The following is a 13,602-nucleotide window of genomic DNA, read 5'->3' as shown; positions in this document are numbered from 1 at the left end:
TCTCTTTTCGCGCGCGCGAACCGCCCGTTTCTCGCCGAATTGCTCCCGTCGGTGCGGTTCTGGCTTCCGGGAGGGCGTGCCGATACCGTCGGCCGTGGCTTTTTCAACACAATCTCCGGTCATTGTTGGGAAAACCCCATCAATTTTCTCGGCTAACGAATATCTGCCACGGAATTGCCGGATCGCGGGCTATGGCTCGTCTTTCCTGCAGCGTGCGCTAAGTGCTTGAGTTCGCGTGCCGCCGGTTAACTGCCAATGATTTCTGAAGTTCCGAGAAGGAGACAAGAATGAAAAAGAGTTTTGCCGTGAAGGTGTCCGCAGCGTCTCTGGTTCTCGCTGGCGCGATGGCCGCAAACGCAGCCGATCTCGCGACAGTACAACCCCAACCGGAGCCGGACACCAGCAACGGCGTCAAGATCGGCTACCTCGATTGCAACATCGCCGGCGGCGTCGGCTATGTGCTCGGTTCTGCCAAGGAAGTCGATTGCGTCTTCCGCTCGACGATGGGGGCTGAGGCTTCCGACCACTACGCCGGCGCCATCCGCAAGATGGGTGTCGATGTCGGCTTCACGACGCAGAGCCGGCTGATCTGGGCGGTGTTTGCACCGACCGCTGGCTACCACCGCGGCTCGCTCGGTGGCCTCTATCAGGGTGCAACTGCCGAAGCGACGGTCGGCGCCGGCATCGGCGCTAACATCCTCGTCGGCGGCACTTCCGGTTCGATCCATCTGCAGACGGTCAGCGTGACCGGGCAGATCGGCCTCAACCTTGCGGCCACCGGCACATCGATGACGCTGACTGCCGTCAACTAAGGTCGTTATCGTCGGCCTGTTGACCCCTCCGGCAACTGGCTCGACACGATCGGATAAACGACAAGGGCACCGCGGCTCAGATTGGGCTGCGGTGCCTTTGCATTTGAACTGTTGCCATCCGCCGATTCCCGTTTAAGGAAGGCTGGTAAAGTTGTGCGCCGTAACGGGCGAACGTCGAGGTTTGGATTGAACAAAAGCCTTTGTCTGGGTGTGGTTGCCCTTTGCTTCGCGTCCACGCCGCGCTGTGCGTTTGCCGAGTGGCAGGCGGTCGAGAAGGAAGCGCCCTATGCCATCGAAGGGCAGACGGGCGCGGAGCTCTATGCTTCGATCGGCGAGCGCGGGCCGAAGGCCGGACTTGGCCGAGCGATCGCCCATACCAATTTCAAGCTGACCTGGACGCGGAAGTACGAAGAACAGGCAGGCGCCTGCGTGCTGACGACGGCAAAGCCGAAGCTGATCATCACCTATACATTGCCGAAGCCGGCAAAAGCGTTACCCGCGGGCACGCGCGAAAATTGGGACATCTTCATCGACGGCGTGCGCAAGCATGAACTCGTGCACGGCGATTTCATCAAGGAGATGGTGCGCGCGATCGAGTCTGCGACCCTCGGCCTCACCGTCCCCGATGATCCGAAGTGCCGCAAGATCAGGACCGAAATGACCAAGCGCCTCGGCGCGCTCTCGCAGGCACAACGCCAGCGCAGCCGCGACTTCGACCAGGTTGAGCTCACCGACGGCGGCAATATTCACCAGCTTATCTTGAGGCTTGTGAACGGGCCGTAGCCAGGGATCTTGCGAGGAGGATGCCGAACAACCCGGCATCTCCGGGTTCAATCAAACGCTCACGCATAACGCACAAGGAATTCCTCGGCCGTCAGTTCGCGGAAGTCATCGAGCGCGCGGCGGAGGCGCTGATGATCCCAATCCCACCAGGCGAGCGCGTCCATCCGCTCGCCGATACCTTCGTTGAAACGGGCGCGGATGAGCTTCGCGGGGACGCCGCCGACGATAGTGTAGGGCTCGACCTCCTTCGAGACGACGGCGCCTGCGCCGATCACCGCGCCATTGCCGACATTGACGCCAGGCAGGATGGTGGCGCCGTGGCCGATCCAGACGTCGTGACCGATTGTCACCCGGTTCGACCGTCGCCAGGCGAAGAGGTCGTGGTCGAGTTCGGTGTCGTCCCAATAGTTGGGCGCGCGGTAGGTGAAGTGGTGCAGGGTCGCCCGCCAGGTCGGATGATTGGTGGCGTTGATGCGCACGGCGGCGGCGATGTTGACGAACTTGCCGATCGTCGCGCACCAGATCGAGCCGTCCTGCATGATGTAGGAATAGTCGCCGAACTCGACCTCGTCGAGCCGCGAACGCTCCTGCACTTCATTATAGCGGCCGAACGTCGAATTGTTGACGCTCGCCGTCGGATGGATGAAGGGCTCGAGCCCAAGCTTCTGGCTCATGCGGCAGCCTTTCGCGGCGAGAAGGCCGATACGTCAAGGATGCGGTCGGCGACCGCGTCGCGCACTTCCTCGTCGTGGAAGATGCCGATCAGCGCCGTACCCTTGGCTTTCTTCTCCGCGATCAGTTCGACGACGACGGCCCTGTTCTTGGCGTCGAGCGATGCGGTCGGCTCGTCGAGCAAAAGGATCCTGTGGTCGGTGATGAAGCCGCGTGCGATGTTGACGCGCTGCTGCTCGCCGCCGGAGAAGGTGGCTGGTGGCAGGCTCCAGAGTTCGCGCGGCAGGTTGAGCTTGCTTAAGAGTTCCGCCGCGTGCGCACGCGCCTCTTCGATCGGGGTGCCGCGGGCCTGCAAGGGTTCCGCGACGATGTCGAGAGCGGAGACACGGGGCACGACACGCAGGAATTGGCTGACATAGCCGAGCGTCGTGCGCCGGACCTCAAGCACAGTGCGTGGCTCGGCCGTTGCCAGGTTTACCAGCTTGCCGTCGTGATCCAACAGGATCTGGCCTTCGTCCACGCCGTAATTGCCGTAGAGCATTTTCAGGATAGAGCTCTTGCCGACGCCGGAGGGGCCGCCGAGAACGACGCACTCGCCCGCTTTGACCGAGAAGGAAACGTTGGCGACGACGGGCCGGCGCACACCATCGCGCAGATGCATGGTGAAGCTTTTTGCGACTTCTGAAACAACGAGAGGAGTTGCCATGGTTCTTACTTTCCTTTGCGCATGATCTTGTCCGAAAACCGGACTCCACTTTTCGGGATCATGCGTCACACCTGCAGGATCGAGGAGACGAGGAGCTGGGTATAGGGCTCGCGCGGATCGTCGAGCACCCGGTCGGTCAGTCCCTGTTCGATGACTGCGCCATCCTTCATCACCATCATGCGGTGGGAGAGAAGGCGAGCGACCGCAAGGTCGTGCGTGACGATAACAGCGGCGAGGCCAAGGTCGTGCACGAGGCCGCGCACGAGGTCGAGTAGGCGCGCCTGTACCGAGACATCGAGGCCGCCGGTCGGCTCGTCCATGAAGACGAGGCGCGGCGATGTGACGAGGTTGCGGGCGATCTGCAGGCGCTGGCGCATGCCGCCGGAAAAGGCGCGCGGCTGGTCGTCGATGCGATCGACGCCGATTTCCACTCGCTCCAGCCAGTCGCTGGCGGTGGCGCGAATGTTGCCATAGTGACGATCGCCGACCGCCATCAGTCGTTCGCCGACATTGGCGCCGGCCGAGACCGTCATGCGCAGGCCATCGGCCGGGTTCTGATGAACGAAGCCCCAGTCGGTGCGCATCAGGAAGCGGCGTTCCGCTTCGCCCATGCGGGCAAGATCACGGTACTGACCGTCGCGCATGTGGTACTCGACGATACCCGAGGTCGGCATCAGCCGGGTCGAGAGGCACGAGAGCAGCGTCGTCTTGCCGGAGCCGGATTCGCCGACGATGGCGAGCACTTCGCCCGCATAGAGCTCGAAGGAGACGTTGCGGCAGCCGATGCGGCTTCCGTAGAACTTCGAGACGTCGTTCACTTTCAGAAGCGGGAGGGTACTCATTCTGCGGCCTCCTGGCGGGCGAGCATGTGACCTGCATGGCCGCAGGCGCGGCGGTCTTCGCAATGATCGGTGTCGGAGCAGACGAACATGCGCCCGCCCTTGTCGTCGAGAATGACCTCGTCCAGATAGACGTCCTCCGCACCACAGAGTGCGCAGGGCTTGTCGAAGCTCTGGATCTCGAAGGGATGATCGTCGAAGTCGAGGCTGACGACGTCCGTGTAGGGCGGTACGGCATAGATCCGCTTTTCGCGGCCGGCGCCGAAGAGTTGCAGCGCTTCCGACATGTGCATCTTCGGATTGTCGAACTTCGGCGTCGGCGAGGGATCCATGACGTATCTACCCTCGACCTTGACCGGATAGGCATAGGTCGTGGCGATGTGGCCGTTGCGGGCGATGTCCTCGTAGAGCTTCACATGCATCAGCCCGTATTCCTCGAGCGCATGCATCTTGCGTGTTTCGGTCTCGCGCGGTTCGAGGAAACGCAACGGCTCCGGGATCGGTACCTGGTAGACGAGCGTCTGGCCTTCCGAGAGCTTTTCCTCCGGAATACGGTGGCGCGTCTGGATGATCGTCGCCTCCTTCGTCCGGGTGGTGACGGCGACATTGGCGACCTTCTGGAAGAAGGCGCGGATCGAGACGGCGTTGGTGGTGTCGTCGGCGCCCTGGTCGATGACCTTCAGCACGTCCTCCGGCCCGAGGATCGAGGCGGTGACCTGGACGCCGCCGGTGCCCCAGCCATAGGGCATCGGCATTTCGCGTGAGGCGAAGGGGACCTGGTAGCCGGGGATCGCGATCGCCTTCAGGATGGCGCGGCGGATCATGCGTTTCGTCTGTTCGTCCAGATAGGCGAAATTATAAGTAGCAAGATCGTTCATCGCCGATTACCCTTGAGTGTGTCGACCGCGGATGGGGTCAGGATTTGAGCGAGATAGTTTTCTGGGTGGTTGCGATCGTCGCGGTGGTGGTGGCCGCCCTGTTCTGGGTCGCCCGCAATGCCCGGCGCGAGCCGGACGCCAAGGCGCGCAAGGACGATGGTTCCGGCGATGCCGGCGTCGTCTTTGCCGGTGACAGTGGCGGCGATTGCGGCGGTGGAGATGGCGGCGGCGACTGAACGGTCACCGTGCGTCCATGCGGTTTGCCCGATCATTCGGCCGCCTCCCGTTGTTCCTTCGCCATATCGCCGGCGTTGGCCGCCTCGTAGTCGCGACGCATGCGCCGGACGAGGTCCAGTTCGGCCTGGAAGTCGACATAGTGCGGCAGCTTCAGGTGCTCGACGAAGCCGGTCGCCTGGACGTTGTCGGCATGCGAGATGACGAATTCTTGATCCTGGGCGGGTGCTACGATGTCTTCGCTGAACTCGTCGGTCCTCAGCGCCCGGTCGACCAGCGACATCGACATCGCCTTGCGTTCGCTCTGGCCGAAAACGAGGCCATAGCCGCGGGTGAACTGCGGCGGCTGCTTGGCCGAGCCCATGAACTGATTGACCATCTGGCATTCGGTGACGCGGATCGTTCCGAGCGAGACGGCAAAGCCGAGTTCGGGCAGGTCGAGTTCGACCTCCACCTCGCCGATGCGAACTTCGCCGACGAAGGGGTGGGTGCGGCCGTAGCCGCGCTGCGTGGAATAGGCGAGCGCCAGGAGGAAGCCTTCGTCGCCGCGGGCGAGCGCCTGCAGGCGCAGGTCGCGGGCCATCGGAAACTCCATCGGCTCGCGGGTAAGGTCGCCCATGACATGACCTTCGGGCATCTGGCCGTCGCCCTCGATCAGGCCCTCGCCGTCGAGAATGTCGGAGACGCGCATCACATGTTCGCCGGGTTCCTTGACCGCCGGCTCTTCGACGGTCTCGTCGGCCATCAGCGAAGGATCGAGCAGGCGGTGGGTGTAGTCGAAGGTCGGCCCAAGCAATTGTCCACCGGGCAGATCCTTGTAGGTCGCCGACACGCGGCGTTCGACCTTCATGTTGGCGGTGTCGACCGGTTCTGAGTAACCGAAGCGCGGCAGCGTCGTGCGGTAGGCGCGCAGGATGAAGATCGCTTCGATCATATCGCCGCGTGCCTGGCGGACTGCAAGCGCTGCGAGCGCGCGATCGTAGAGCGAGGCTTCCGCCATCACCCGGTCGACGGCAAGCCCGAGTTGCTCGACTACCTGTTCGATGGTGATTGAGGGCAGGTTTCGGTCACCGCGGCGGCGGTCGGCGAGAAGGCGGTGCGCATTGGCAATGGCGGCTTCCCCGCCCTTGACGGCTACATACATGGGTCACGCCTCCTTCAGCGAAAGACGGGTTGTGCGCGGCAGGCAGAGCAGTTCCTCTCCGGCCGTCAGCACGAGATCGACGCCGCGCGGAAAGATTGCGCGGTTGGCGGTCCAGAATTCGAGGAAGACTTTTGGCAGGCCCTTCACGGCGACTTCCGTCTCGTCCTTGATGCCGGGCCCCTTGGCGGTGAGTGCCTGGCCGCCGGTCAGCGCCTCGACTTCAATGACGAGCGTCGTCGATCGATCCGGGTATTCCTGGGTGCCGAGCGAGAACTGGTCGAAACCTGGGAAGGCAGCACCCTTTTCGACGAAGGCGAAGCGGGCTTCGGTCTTGCTGGCGGTCACTGCGGCGCCCGTATGGAAAGCGATCCATTGCGGAACGCCCGATTTCCCGAGCGATGGCGTCAGCCAGACGGGCGTGTCATGGTCACAAAGCGTCAATGCCACGGCGCCGGCCGCGGCGCCGAGCGGCGCGGGCGGCGTGCTCTTGGCCGAAAGCTGCTTGATCGCGCCTGGGCGGGCAAAACCGTCCATCAGGTCGCGGAAGACGGATTGGGCGGCAAAGACTGGATCTGCGAAGGCGCCGGCGTAAATCTGCGATTGGCTGGCCATCAGTCGTCTCCCCGGACCATGGTGAAAAAGTCGACGCGGGTCGCTGCAGTCTCTTCGGCCTTGCGGCGTTCTTCCAGCGCCAGCCGGTCCGCCACTTGGTGAAGCAGAGCATCGACGTTCGCGCGATCGTCCTCGCGCTGGGCGAGTGCGTCGAAGATCGCTGCAAGCCGCGCGCGCTGCCGGTCCGCACCGAGCAGCTGCCCGTGGCCGATCTCGCCGCTCGAAAGGCGGATGGTCGCGCGCGAGACCGTCGCCTCGCCGAGGTTGAAGGGATCTCCACCGCCACCGATGCGGCCACGCACCATGACGAGGCCGGTCTCCGGCCCGCGAACCGGATGAACGTCCGGCTTGTCGGCGAGCGCTTCCCAGGCAGCTTTCAGCTCGTCGAGGGTCGCGCGAGCGAGCAGTCCCATGGCTTTCTTGCGCGCCGGATCCGGCGGGCTTTCCTGTTTCAGCTTCGCATCCATCATTTTTACCTCAAATGTCTATTGATCTAGACAACTGTACATCTTATACCTTTCCATAACGTCCGCAAATGACAGGCTTGTGACATGGCAATGCGAAAAGTGGTGGAGCGCCAGACCGGCGTCGCTCTGTGGCGGCAGATCGCCGACCGGATCCGCCTGGCAATTAGCAATGGCGACTACGATGCGGCCGGCATGGTGCCGCCTGAGACGGTGCTTGCGGGCGAATTCGGCGTCAACCGGCATACGGTTAGAAGCGCGCTTGCGGCTCTTGCCGAAGAGGGACTGGTGCGCGCGGTCCAGGGACGCGGCACGATGATCGAGCGCAAGGAAAGGGTGAGCTACCCGATCTCGAAGCGCACGCGGTTCTCGCAAGGGCTCGGTCGCCAAGTGAAGGAGATCGGCACGAGGCTGCTCGGCCACGCCGAATTGCCGGCAAACGGCGAGATCGCAAAGGCACTCGGCATTGCGCCGGGCGATACGGTGATCGAGCTCAGGACCGTCAGCAGCGGCGATGGCCGACCGCTGTCGGTATCCTCGAGCTATTATCCTGCGCATCGTTTTCCGCGCATGGCCGAAGAATTCGAACGGCTGCATTCCGTCACCAAGGCCTTCGCCGCCCACGGCTTGGATGACTATGTCCGCGCCTCGACCGAGATTGTCGCCCGGCATGCGGACGCGGAGGAGCTTGCGATGCTGAAGCTCTCGCCGGGCGCGATCGTGCTCGAGGCGCAGTCGCTCAACGCCGATCTCGACGGCTCTCCGGTGGAGTATTCCCGCACCCGTTTCGCCGCTGACCGGATGAAGCTGCGGATTGAGACATAGAACGCCGCCGGCTGCCCAAGGCGACAGGATTCGCACCTCATCGGGGAAATGTGGCGGATAGGCCGCATTTCCGACGCGTTTTTGCCGCATCACCAATGCTTGCATCAGGAACCGCGCATTTAGAGTTCTCGCAGGGGAGAATGGCAATGGCGACGTGGCGACCCGATCCTTCCTTCTATCCATCACCGCGCATGGCGGCCAAGGCTCCAAAGGAAACGCTCGCCTATGTGGCGGCGTTCGATCCCGAGCGGAAGCGACCGGATGCGATTGCGGTCGTCGACGTCGATCCGGCGTCATCAACCTATGCGCAGATCGTCGGCCAGGTCGACATGCCGAATGTCGGCGACGAGCTGCATCATTTCGGCTGGAATGCCTGCTCTTCCTGTCTTTGCCCCAATGCGCCGCATCCGCATGTCGAGCGCCGCTATCTGGTAGTGCCGGGGTTGAGGTCCTCCCGTCTGCACATCATCGACACCAAGCCGGACCCGCGCAATCCGAAGATCGTGCGGGTGATCGAGCCTTCGGAAATTGCCGAGAAGGCAAATTATTCGCGGCTGCACACCACCCATTGCGGTCCCGAAGGCATTTACGTCAACGCGCTCGCGGATCGTGACGGCAAGGCGCCCGGCGGCATCTTCCTGCTGGACCACCAGAGTTTCGATGTGCTCGGCCAATGGGAAATGGATCGTGGGCCGCAGAAGCTTGCCTATGATTTCTGGTGGCATCTCGGCCATGATACGCTGATCACCAGCGAATGGGGCACGCCGGATACGTTCGAAAACGGGCTGGTTCCCGAGGTGCTGCTCGGTTCGAAATATGGCCGCCGGCTGCACTTCTGGGACCTACACAAGCGCAAGCACCTGCAGGAGATCGATTTCGGCGAGGAGCACCAGCTCGTCTTCGAGCTGCGGCCTGCGCATGATCCGACCAAGGCCTATGGCTTCGTCGGCTGCGTCATCAGCCTCAAGGACCTCTCGGCGTCGATCTGGACCTGGTATCGCGACGGCGACCGATGGGCGGTGAAGAAGGTGATCGAGATACCGGCGGAGCCGGCCGATCCGGATTTGCTACCCCCCGTGCTCAAGGGCTTCAGCGCTGTCGCGCCGCTCGTCACCGATATCGACCTGTCGATGGACGACCGGTTCCTCTACGTTTCCTGCTGGGGCACCGGCGACATGATCCAGTACGACGTTTCTGACCCCTTTGCGCCGAAGGAGACGGGCCGTGTGCGCATAGGCGGCATCGTTTCGCGTGCATCCCATCCGAAGGCCAAGAACGGAGCGCTGAATGGCGGGCCGCAGATGGTGGAGATCAGCCGGGACGGCAAGCGGGTCTATTTCACCAATTCGCTCTATGGTGCCATCGATCCGCAGTTCTACCCCGAAGGTATCGACGGGTGGATGGTCAAACTGGACGTCGCCGACGGTGGCGGCATCACCTTCGACGAAAACTTCTTCGTCGACTGGCCGAAGGGCCATCGCCCGCATCAGGTCCGTCTCGAAGGCGGTGACTGCTCGTCCGACTCCTATTGCTACCCGTAGGGAGGGGACGATCGTGCAGTCCTGTCGGGGCGAATGACGACGTTCTGGCCGTGGCTTTCGATTGCCGCCCTCGGCGCCTTTCACGGCATCAATCCGGCGATGGGCTGGCTGTTTGCCGTGGCGCTCGGACTTCACCGCCAGGACCGTCGGATCGTGTGGTTGTCACTTGCTCCGATTGCTGCCGGTCATGCCGTCTCCGCCGCGCTGACGCTGGCAGTGGTCGTCACATTCGGCGCGGCGCTGGAGCCGCACAGTTTCAGGCTTGTCGCGGCGCTGCTCATACTCAGCGTCGCCGCCTACGGCGCGCTTTACGGACACCGCCATCGGGTGAGAGTTGGCATGCGCGCCCGCATGGCCGGCCTTGGCCTCTGGTCCTTCCTGATGGCGACGAGCCATGGGGCGGGCCTGATGCTGGTGCCGGCGGTCCTCAGCCTCTGCGTGGCGGATAGTCCCGGGGATCTCGCAATCGCAGGTTCGCTTCCCGTCGCGCTCGCCGCCGTTGCGGTTCATGGCGCGGCAATGCTGGCCGTCGTCGCCGCGGTCGCGCTCGCCGTCTTCGAATGGCTCGGCCTTGCGGCACTCCGCTCGGCGTGGATCAACTTCGATCGCCTCTGGACGGTCGCGCTTGGCGCAACGGGTATCGTACTTCTCGTCCAATGAGCCTGCGATGCGGGAGCCAGCGGAGCGCGGGAAGGCTCGCCTACCTTTGGGCCTTCACGTAACTGATGTAGCCGCGCACATCGGTCGCCGGTTCAGTGTAGGCATTGCCGAGCGTCTTCTCCATGTTGGCGACGTAGGTCTTCGCCCAGTCCGGCAGCGAGTAGTCGATTGCCGCCAGGAATTCGAGGGTCGCCGCAAGCCTGATGTCAGCGATCGAGGGGGTGGAACCACCGATGAAGAGTTTGTCGCCGATATAGAATGCCCGAAAGACGTCGAGCGGTTCGGCAAGCGCCTCTACTGCTGCCCGGCGCGCCTTCTCCTTGGTCTCCGCATCTGCATCGCTGCAACCGACTTCGCCCGGATAGAGCGGGAAGTTCAGTGCCGGATAGGTGGCCCGGGCGAGATAGGGGTAGAAGGTGCCGATCAGATAGAACATCGCGCTATCGATCATGGCGCGGGCCTCGGGATCCCTCGGATAGAATTCGTCGAGCCCGTGCTTGTTGCAGAGATACTGCATGATCGCGCAACTCTCCCATAGGGCTCCCTTGGGCAGGTCCGCAGTCTCCACCATCGGTGTCAGATGCGACGGTGCCTTCGCCAGGTATTCGGCCGTCCGGGTCTGGCCGTAGACATCCTGTTCGCTGAAGTCGAGCTTGGCTGCCCTCAGGAAGACGCGCGCCGTCATGTTGTTGACGCTGGGTTTGATCACGTTGAGCTTGATTGCAGGCATGTCACTCCTCCCTTTGCTCGCGATCCCGCAGTTCCGGCTCGCTCGCCGGCGCGGTCGCGTGCGTTGAACGACAGGCGTGGACCACGACGCGCTTTATCGCGGCCGATAAGGATCCTTCGGCTCCCGGTCGGACGACAGCGTTGGCCGTGCGCGCTCGATCAGTGTCTCGATCGCATCGGCCAGGTGCACCTCGGCGATATTGTAGTCGCCGCGTGCGACCCTGACCTTGTGTGCTTCCATCAGCACCTCGGCGTGGCTGTGGCCCGGTGGTGGCTCGAAGCGATAGGAGGCAAGCTCGACCAGCAGCCCAAGCGGGTCCTCGAAATAGATCGAGTCCATGAAACCGCGGTCCTTGACGCCGCTGTGCCGGATACTTCGCTCGTCGAGCCGCTCCACCGCCTGGGTGAAGGTCGCGCGCGAAACGGCAAAGGCGATGTGGTGCACACAGCCGATGTCCGTCGGGGTTCGCTCGGGATCGGGCTTGCGGTTCTCGTCGGTGAAGATGGTGATCAGGCGGCCATCGCCCGGGTCGAAATAGAGATGGCTTTCGCTCGCCCGGTCGAGATTCGGCTGCTCGAAAATGAAGGGCATGCCGAGAAGCCCCTCCCAGAAATCGATCGACGTCTGTCGGTCGGCGCCGACGAGCGTGATGTGATGAACCCCTTGCGACTGCAGTTTTCGCATCAAAGGCCTCCCAGGTGAAGCGGAGGACACAGGACGAAACGGGATCTGGTTTCACCCTTTTCCGCTCCACTCGATTGTCGTCCGTCGCGGCAAGAAGGCAAGCGCCAATGCGGGGGCAAGCTGCCCGCAAAGCGGTCGGAAAGCATCCGACATCTCAACTATTTCTTCTGGGTTGTTGTGTGTATATTGTGCAATCAGTGAATGTGTCGGCAACGCTCCAAACGGCCTGATGGCTGGGAACAATCAGGGAGTTGAAGTGTGAAGTTTCTCCGGGGAGTCGGTGTTGTCTGCCTGTTGTCTTTTTCGCTTGCAGGCGCGGCGCGGGCGGACGGTTCTGCCTTTGCGGGGCAATGGCGGCAACTGACTTCGACGGCTGGCCGTTGCGATCAGTGCTACATCGGCATCGTAAGACATGGCGACCTGCTGACGGTCACGAGCAACAACGGCTGGCAAGCCGTCATGAACGTCGAGAACTTTTTGGACCTCGAGCTTGCCGCAGGGACCGGGCAGTGGAAGTCCACAGGCGCTGGCGCCTATGGCGGCAAGCATTTCGGTATTCAGTTCGTTCGGCGTGGCCCTGAATTGCAGATGTTCATGGTGGTTTCGCAGGCAACAGGCAGGCCATTGTCCATTCGCGCGACCTTCGAAAGAGGGCTGCCTGCTACGAACTGGCGTCATCAGCCGGCGCCGATCGAGATGCAACGGATCTAGGTACTGATGTCCTGACGCGGGCCGACAAAGACGCTTGCCCCGATACGCGTGTTTTGATTTTCCGTGCGAACCTCCCTATCTTCCGGTTGCAACATCCGAAGGGCGGACGGAGGACAAATGCCGGTCGTGCAACGATCGAAAATCAGGCAGCGTCTTTTGATTATGCTGGTCACCGGTATCGGCGGAATGGCTGCGGCTGCGGTCTCCTTTGCGACCGCAGTCTATGATGCGGCGAATCCGGTGCCTGCCGTCACCGCAGCCAAGGGTGAGGCGATCGATACCGGCCGGTGGCGGGTGACGATCAACGACGCCACCATGGCTTCCGTGCCGCCGACCGGAACCAAGCCGTTCGAGCCGAAGCGATTCCTGATGGTGGATATCGAGCTCGACAACCGATCGGTCGCCACCAGCAATGCCTTTATGAACCTGATCGCGATCAAGGACGAGCGAGCCATAGCATCGCCGAAGCCGGTCTATTATCTCGCCAGGGACAAATGGATCGCGAGTGCCATCAACCCAAACATGCAGGAAAAGCTCATCGCGGTCTGGGAATGGCCGGCGGATCGCCCGGAGCCGGAGAAGGTTTCTCTGTCCATCGGCAAACAGATCTACAAGCCGCGTGACAACCTCTACGGCGCGCCCAACTGGTTCGATGATGGCGAGGCCGCAGTGGTCGAATTGGCAGTCACGCAAGATACGGGATCGTCGGAGCAATGATGTCGGCTCTTCGCGCGCTGCTGCTCTCAGTGTCTGCAATCGCAGCGCTGTACGCGATGCGAAGCAGCACACCTGGCTACGGCGATATCACGGCACCGATTGCCGTTCGTGGTGCAGTCGGCGAGCGGGTCGAGAGCCGGGACTTCGCCTTCGGCGCGGCCAATGTGCACCTGGCACGCCAGGTCAGGGTCGAGAGCTTCGGGCGGATCAAGGAATACTCGACATCCGGCATCTGGCTCATCATCGAAGGCGCGGCCGTCGCGAAAACCGAAACGATGACGCTGACCTCGGCGGAGTGGCTGGCAGGCAATGGCCTGCGCTATGAACTCAGCCAGCGGTTCTCGACCGTGCCCGGCTATCTGCCGACGGAAAGGCTCGAACCAGGCCTGCCGAGGTCGGTACTTCTTGCCTTCGAACTTCCCGAAGCGGCCGTTGACAAAGGCACGCTGCTCGTCGCCCGCAGCCTGGTGATGCCGCTTGCTGAGGAGCTTTGGATTACGCTCGGCGACAAGCAGCCGACCGATATCAAGCCGTCCGTCACCATTGCGCGCGGCAGCAGCGGCACGCCCTGGACATTGGCGGCGCGCTGA

General features: G+C 62.8%; 18 protein-coding genes. 9 read left to right on the top strand and 9 right to left on the bottom strand.

The annotated features are described in order from the left end of the window. Positions 1 to 287: 287 nt before the first annotated feature. Positions 288 to 812 (top strand): DUF992 domain-containing protein, encoded by a 525-nt coding sequence (locus BLU35_RS28435; protein ID WP_057251657.1) that lies wholly within the window; start codon positions 288 to 290, stop codon positions 810 to 812. Positions 813 to 998: 186 nt separating this feature from the next. Further along, positions 999 to 1,595 carry a DUF922 domain-containing Zn-dependent protease gene (locus tag BLU35_RS28430; protein WP_093235488.1) on the top strand — a complete coding sequence of 199 codons (597 nt, stop codon included), beginning with the start codon at positions 999 to 1,001 and terminating at the stop codon, positions 1,593 to 1,595. Positions 1,596 to 1,654: 59 nt separating this feature from the next. On the opposite strand, the gene BLU35_RS28425 is transcribed toward BLU35_RS28430, so the two are convergent. From BLU35_RS28425 to BLU35_RS28410, 4 genes are all read right to left on the bottom strand, one after another. After that, entirely contained in the window at positions 1,655 to 2,269 is a 615-nt protein-coding gene (locus BLU35_RS28425) for a DapH/DapD/GlmU-related protein (protein ID WP_093235487.1), read from the bottom strand. Further along, positions 2,266 to 2,973, bottom strand: a complete 708-nt coding sequence (gene phnL / locus BLU35_RS28420; RefSeq protein WP_093235485.1) for a phosphonate C-P lyase system protein PhnL — start codon at positions 2,971 to 2,973, stop codon at positions 2,266 to 2,268. The genes BLU35_RS28425 and phnL overlap by 4 nt, the downstream gene beginning before the upstream one ends. Before the next feature lie 65 nt (positions 2,974 to 3,038). Continuing rightward, positions 3,039 to 3,815 carry a phosphonate C-P lyase system protein PhnK gene (phnK, locus tag BLU35_RS28415; RefSeq protein ID WP_093235484.1) on the bottom strand — a complete coding sequence of 259 codons (777 nt, stop codon included), beginning with the start codon at positions 3,813 to 3,815 and terminating at the stop codon, positions 3,039 to 3,041. Then, a complete protein-coding gene (locus BLU35_RS28410) occupies positions 3,812 to 4,690 on the bottom strand; it encodes an alpha-D-ribose 1-methylphosphonate 5-phosphate C-P-lyase PhnJ (RefSeq protein ID WP_058323252.1) in 879 nt (292 codons plus the stop codon). Before BLU35_RS28410 ends, phnK begins: the two co-directional genes overlap by 4 nt. Before the next feature lie 44 nt (positions 4,691 to 4,734). Between BLU35_RS28410 and BLU35_RS35300 the strand changes: the two genes are divergently transcribed. Further along, a complete protein-coding gene (locus BLU35_RS35300; RefSeq protein ID WP_210185169.1) occupies positions 4,735 to 4,926 on the top strand; it encodes a hypothetical protein in 192 nt (63 codons plus the stop codon). A gap of 32 nt (positions 4,927 to 4,958) precedes the next feature. Here BLU35_RS35300 and BLU35_RS28405 read toward each other — a convergent pair whose 3' ends face one another. Genes BLU35_RS28405 through phnG form a run of 3 tightly spaced genes read right to left on the bottom strand, consistent with a single transcriptional unit; the run spans position 4,959 to position 7,147 of the window. After that, positions 4,959 to 6,068 carry a carbon-phosphorus lyase complex subunit gene (locus BLU35_RS28405; protein ID WP_093235482.1) on the bottom strand — a complete coding sequence of 370 codons (1,110 nt, stop codon included), beginning with the start codon at positions 6,066 to 6,068 and terminating at the stop codon, positions 4,959 to 4,961. A gap of 3 nt (positions 6,069 to 6,071) precedes the next feature. Beyond that, positions 6,072 to 6,680, bottom strand: a complete 609-nt coding sequence (phnH, locus tag BLU35_RS28400) for a phosphonate C-P lyase system protein PhnH (protein ID WP_093235481.1) — start codon at positions 6,678 to 6,680, stop codon at positions 6,072 to 6,074. Next, a complete protein-coding gene (phnG, locus tag BLU35_RS28395; RefSeq protein WP_093235524.1) occupies positions 6,680 to 7,147 on the bottom strand; it encodes a phosphonate C-P lyase system protein PhnG in 468 nt (155 codons plus the stop codon). Before phnG ends, phnH begins: the two co-directional genes overlap by 1 nt. Positions 7,148 to 7,231: 84 nt before the next feature. Here phnG and phnF point away from each other — a divergent pair, with 84 nt between their 5' ends. From phnF to BLU35_RS28380, 3 genes are all read left to right on the top strand, one after another. After that, a complete protein-coding gene (gene phnF, locus BLU35_RS28390; protein WP_502688184.1) occupies positions 7,232 to 7,969 on the top strand; it encodes a phosphonate metabolism transcriptional regulator PhnF in 738 nt (245 codons plus the stop codon). Positions 7,970 to 8,115: 146 nt separating this feature from the next. Further along, positions 8,116 to 9,510, top strand: a complete 1,395-nt coding sequence (locus BLU35_RS28385; RefSeq protein ID WP_093235479.1) for a selenium-binding family protein — start codon at positions 8,116 to 8,118, stop codon at positions 9,508 to 9,510. Positions 9,511 to 9,543: 33 nt separating this feature from the next. After that, positions 9,544 to 10,170: a hypothetical protein gene (locus BLU35_RS28380; protein WP_093235478.1), complete on the top strand. Its 627-nt coding sequence runs from the start codon at positions 9,544 to 9,546 to the stop codon at positions 10,168 to 10,170. A gap of 40 nt (positions 10,171 to 10,210) precedes the next feature. On the opposite strand, the gene BLU35_RS28375 is transcribed toward BLU35_RS28380, so the two are convergent. Together BLU35_RS28375 and BLU35_RS28370 are read right to left on the bottom strand one after the other, a co-directional pair. After that, entirely contained in the window at positions 10,211 to 10,900 is a 690-nt protein-coding gene (locus tag BLU35_RS28375) for a glutathione S-transferase family protein (protein ID WP_093235477.1), read from the bottom strand. Between the two features lie 93 nt (positions 10,901 to 10,993). After that, positions 10,994 to 11,584 (bottom strand): VOC family protein, encoded by a 591-nt coding sequence (locus BLU35_RS28370; RefSeq protein WP_057251644.1) that lies wholly within the window; start codon positions 11,582 to 11,584, stop codon positions 10,994 to 10,996. Between the two features lie 258 nt (positions 11,585 to 11,842). On the opposite strand from BLU35_RS28370, the gene BLU35_RS28365 reads away from it, so the two are divergent. The 3 genes from BLU35_RS28365 to BLU35_RS28355 all read left to right on the top strand — a co-directional run bounded on the left by BLU35_RS28365 (position 11,843) and on the right by BLU35_RS28355 (position 13,602). Continuing rightward, positions 11,843 to 12,295, top strand: a complete 453-nt coding sequence (locus BLU35_RS28365) for a hypothetical protein (RefSeq protein ID WP_143033012.1) — start codon at positions 11,843 to 11,845, stop codon at positions 12,293 to 12,295. A 117-nt stretch (positions 12,296 to 12,412) separates the two neighbouring features. Then, positions 12,413 to 13,012, top strand: a complete 600-nt coding sequence (locus BLU35_RS28360; RefSeq protein WP_093235474.1) for a hypothetical protein — start codon at positions 12,413 to 12,415, stop codon at positions 13,010 to 13,012. Next, positions 13,012 to 13,602, top strand: coding sequence for a hypothetical protein (locus BLU35_RS28355; RefSeq protein WP_093235472.1), 591 nt, complete (start codon positions 13,012 to 13,014; stop codon positions 13,600 to 13,602). Before BLU35_RS28360 ends, BLU35_RS28355 begins: the two co-directional genes overlap by 1 nt.

It is taken from the genome of Sinorhizobium sp. NFACC03, assembly GCF_900103435.1.
Lineage (GTDB): Bacteria > Pseudomonadota > Alphaproteobacteria > Rhizobiales > Rhizobiaceae > Ensifer.
This window is presented reverse-complemented; position numbering and strand designations above follow the sequence as displayed.

Bases quoted from the DNA above. Each gene is read 5' to 3' on its own strand.
- BLU35_RS28435 (WP_057251657.1), top strand. From the start codon at position 288: ATGAAAAAGAGTTTTGCCGTGAAGGTGTCCGCAGCGTCTCTGGTTCTC.
- BLU35_RS28425 (WP_093235487.1), bottom strand. From the start codon at position 2,269: ATGAGCCAGAAGCTTGGGCTCGAGCCCTTCATCCATCCGACGGCGAGC.
- phnL (WP_093235485.1), bottom strand. From the start codon at position 2,973: ATGGCAACTCCTCTCGTTGTTTCAGAAGTCGCAAAAAGCTTCACCATG.
- phnK (WP_093235484.1), bottom strand. From the start codon at position 3,815: ATGAGTACCCTCCCGCTTCTGAAAGTGAACGACGTCTCGAAGTTCTAC.
- BLU35_RS28410 (WP_058323252.1), bottom strand. From the start codon at position 4,690: ATGAACGATCTTGCTACTTATAATTTCGCCTATCTGGACGAACAGACG.
- BLU35_RS28405 (WP_093235482.1), bottom strand. From the start codon at position 6,068: ATGTATGTAGCCGTCAAGGGCGGGGAAGCCGCCATTGCCAATGCGCAC.
- phnH (WP_093235481.1), bottom strand. From the start codon at position 6,680: ATGGCCAGCCAATCGCAGATTTACGCCGGCGCCTTCGCAGATCCAGTC.
- phnG (WP_093235524.1), bottom strand. From the start codon at position 7,147: ATGGATGCGAAGCTGAAACAGGAAAGCCCGCCGGATCCGGCGCGCAAG.
- phnF (WP_502688184.1), top strand. From the start codon at position 7,232: ATGGCAATGCGAAAAGTGGTGGAGCGCCAGACCGGCGTCGCTCTGTGG.
- BLU35_RS28385 (WP_093235479.1), top strand. From the start codon at position 8,116: ATGGCGACGTGGCGACCCGATCCTTCCTTCTATCCATCACCGCGCATG.
- BLU35_RS28380 (WP_093235478.1), top strand. From the start codon at position 9,544: ATGACGACGTTCTGGCCGTGGCTTTCGATTGCCGCCCTCGGCGCCTTT.
- BLU35_RS28375 (WP_093235477.1), bottom strand. From the start codon at position 10,900: ATGCCTGCAATCAAGCTCAACGTGATCAAACCCAGCGTCAACAACATG.
- BLU35_RS28370 (WP_057251644.1), bottom strand. From the start codon at position 11,584: ATGCGAAAACTGCAGTCGCAAGGGGTTCATCACATCACGCTCGTCGGC.
- BLU35_RS28360 (WP_093235474.1), top strand. From the start codon at position 12,413: ATGCCGGTCGTGCAACGATCGAAAATCAGGCAGCGTCTTTTGATTATG.
- BLU35_RS28355 (WP_093235472.1), top strand. From the start codon at position 13,012: ATGTCGGCTCTTCGCGCGCTGCTGCTCTCAGTGTCTGCAATCGCAGCG.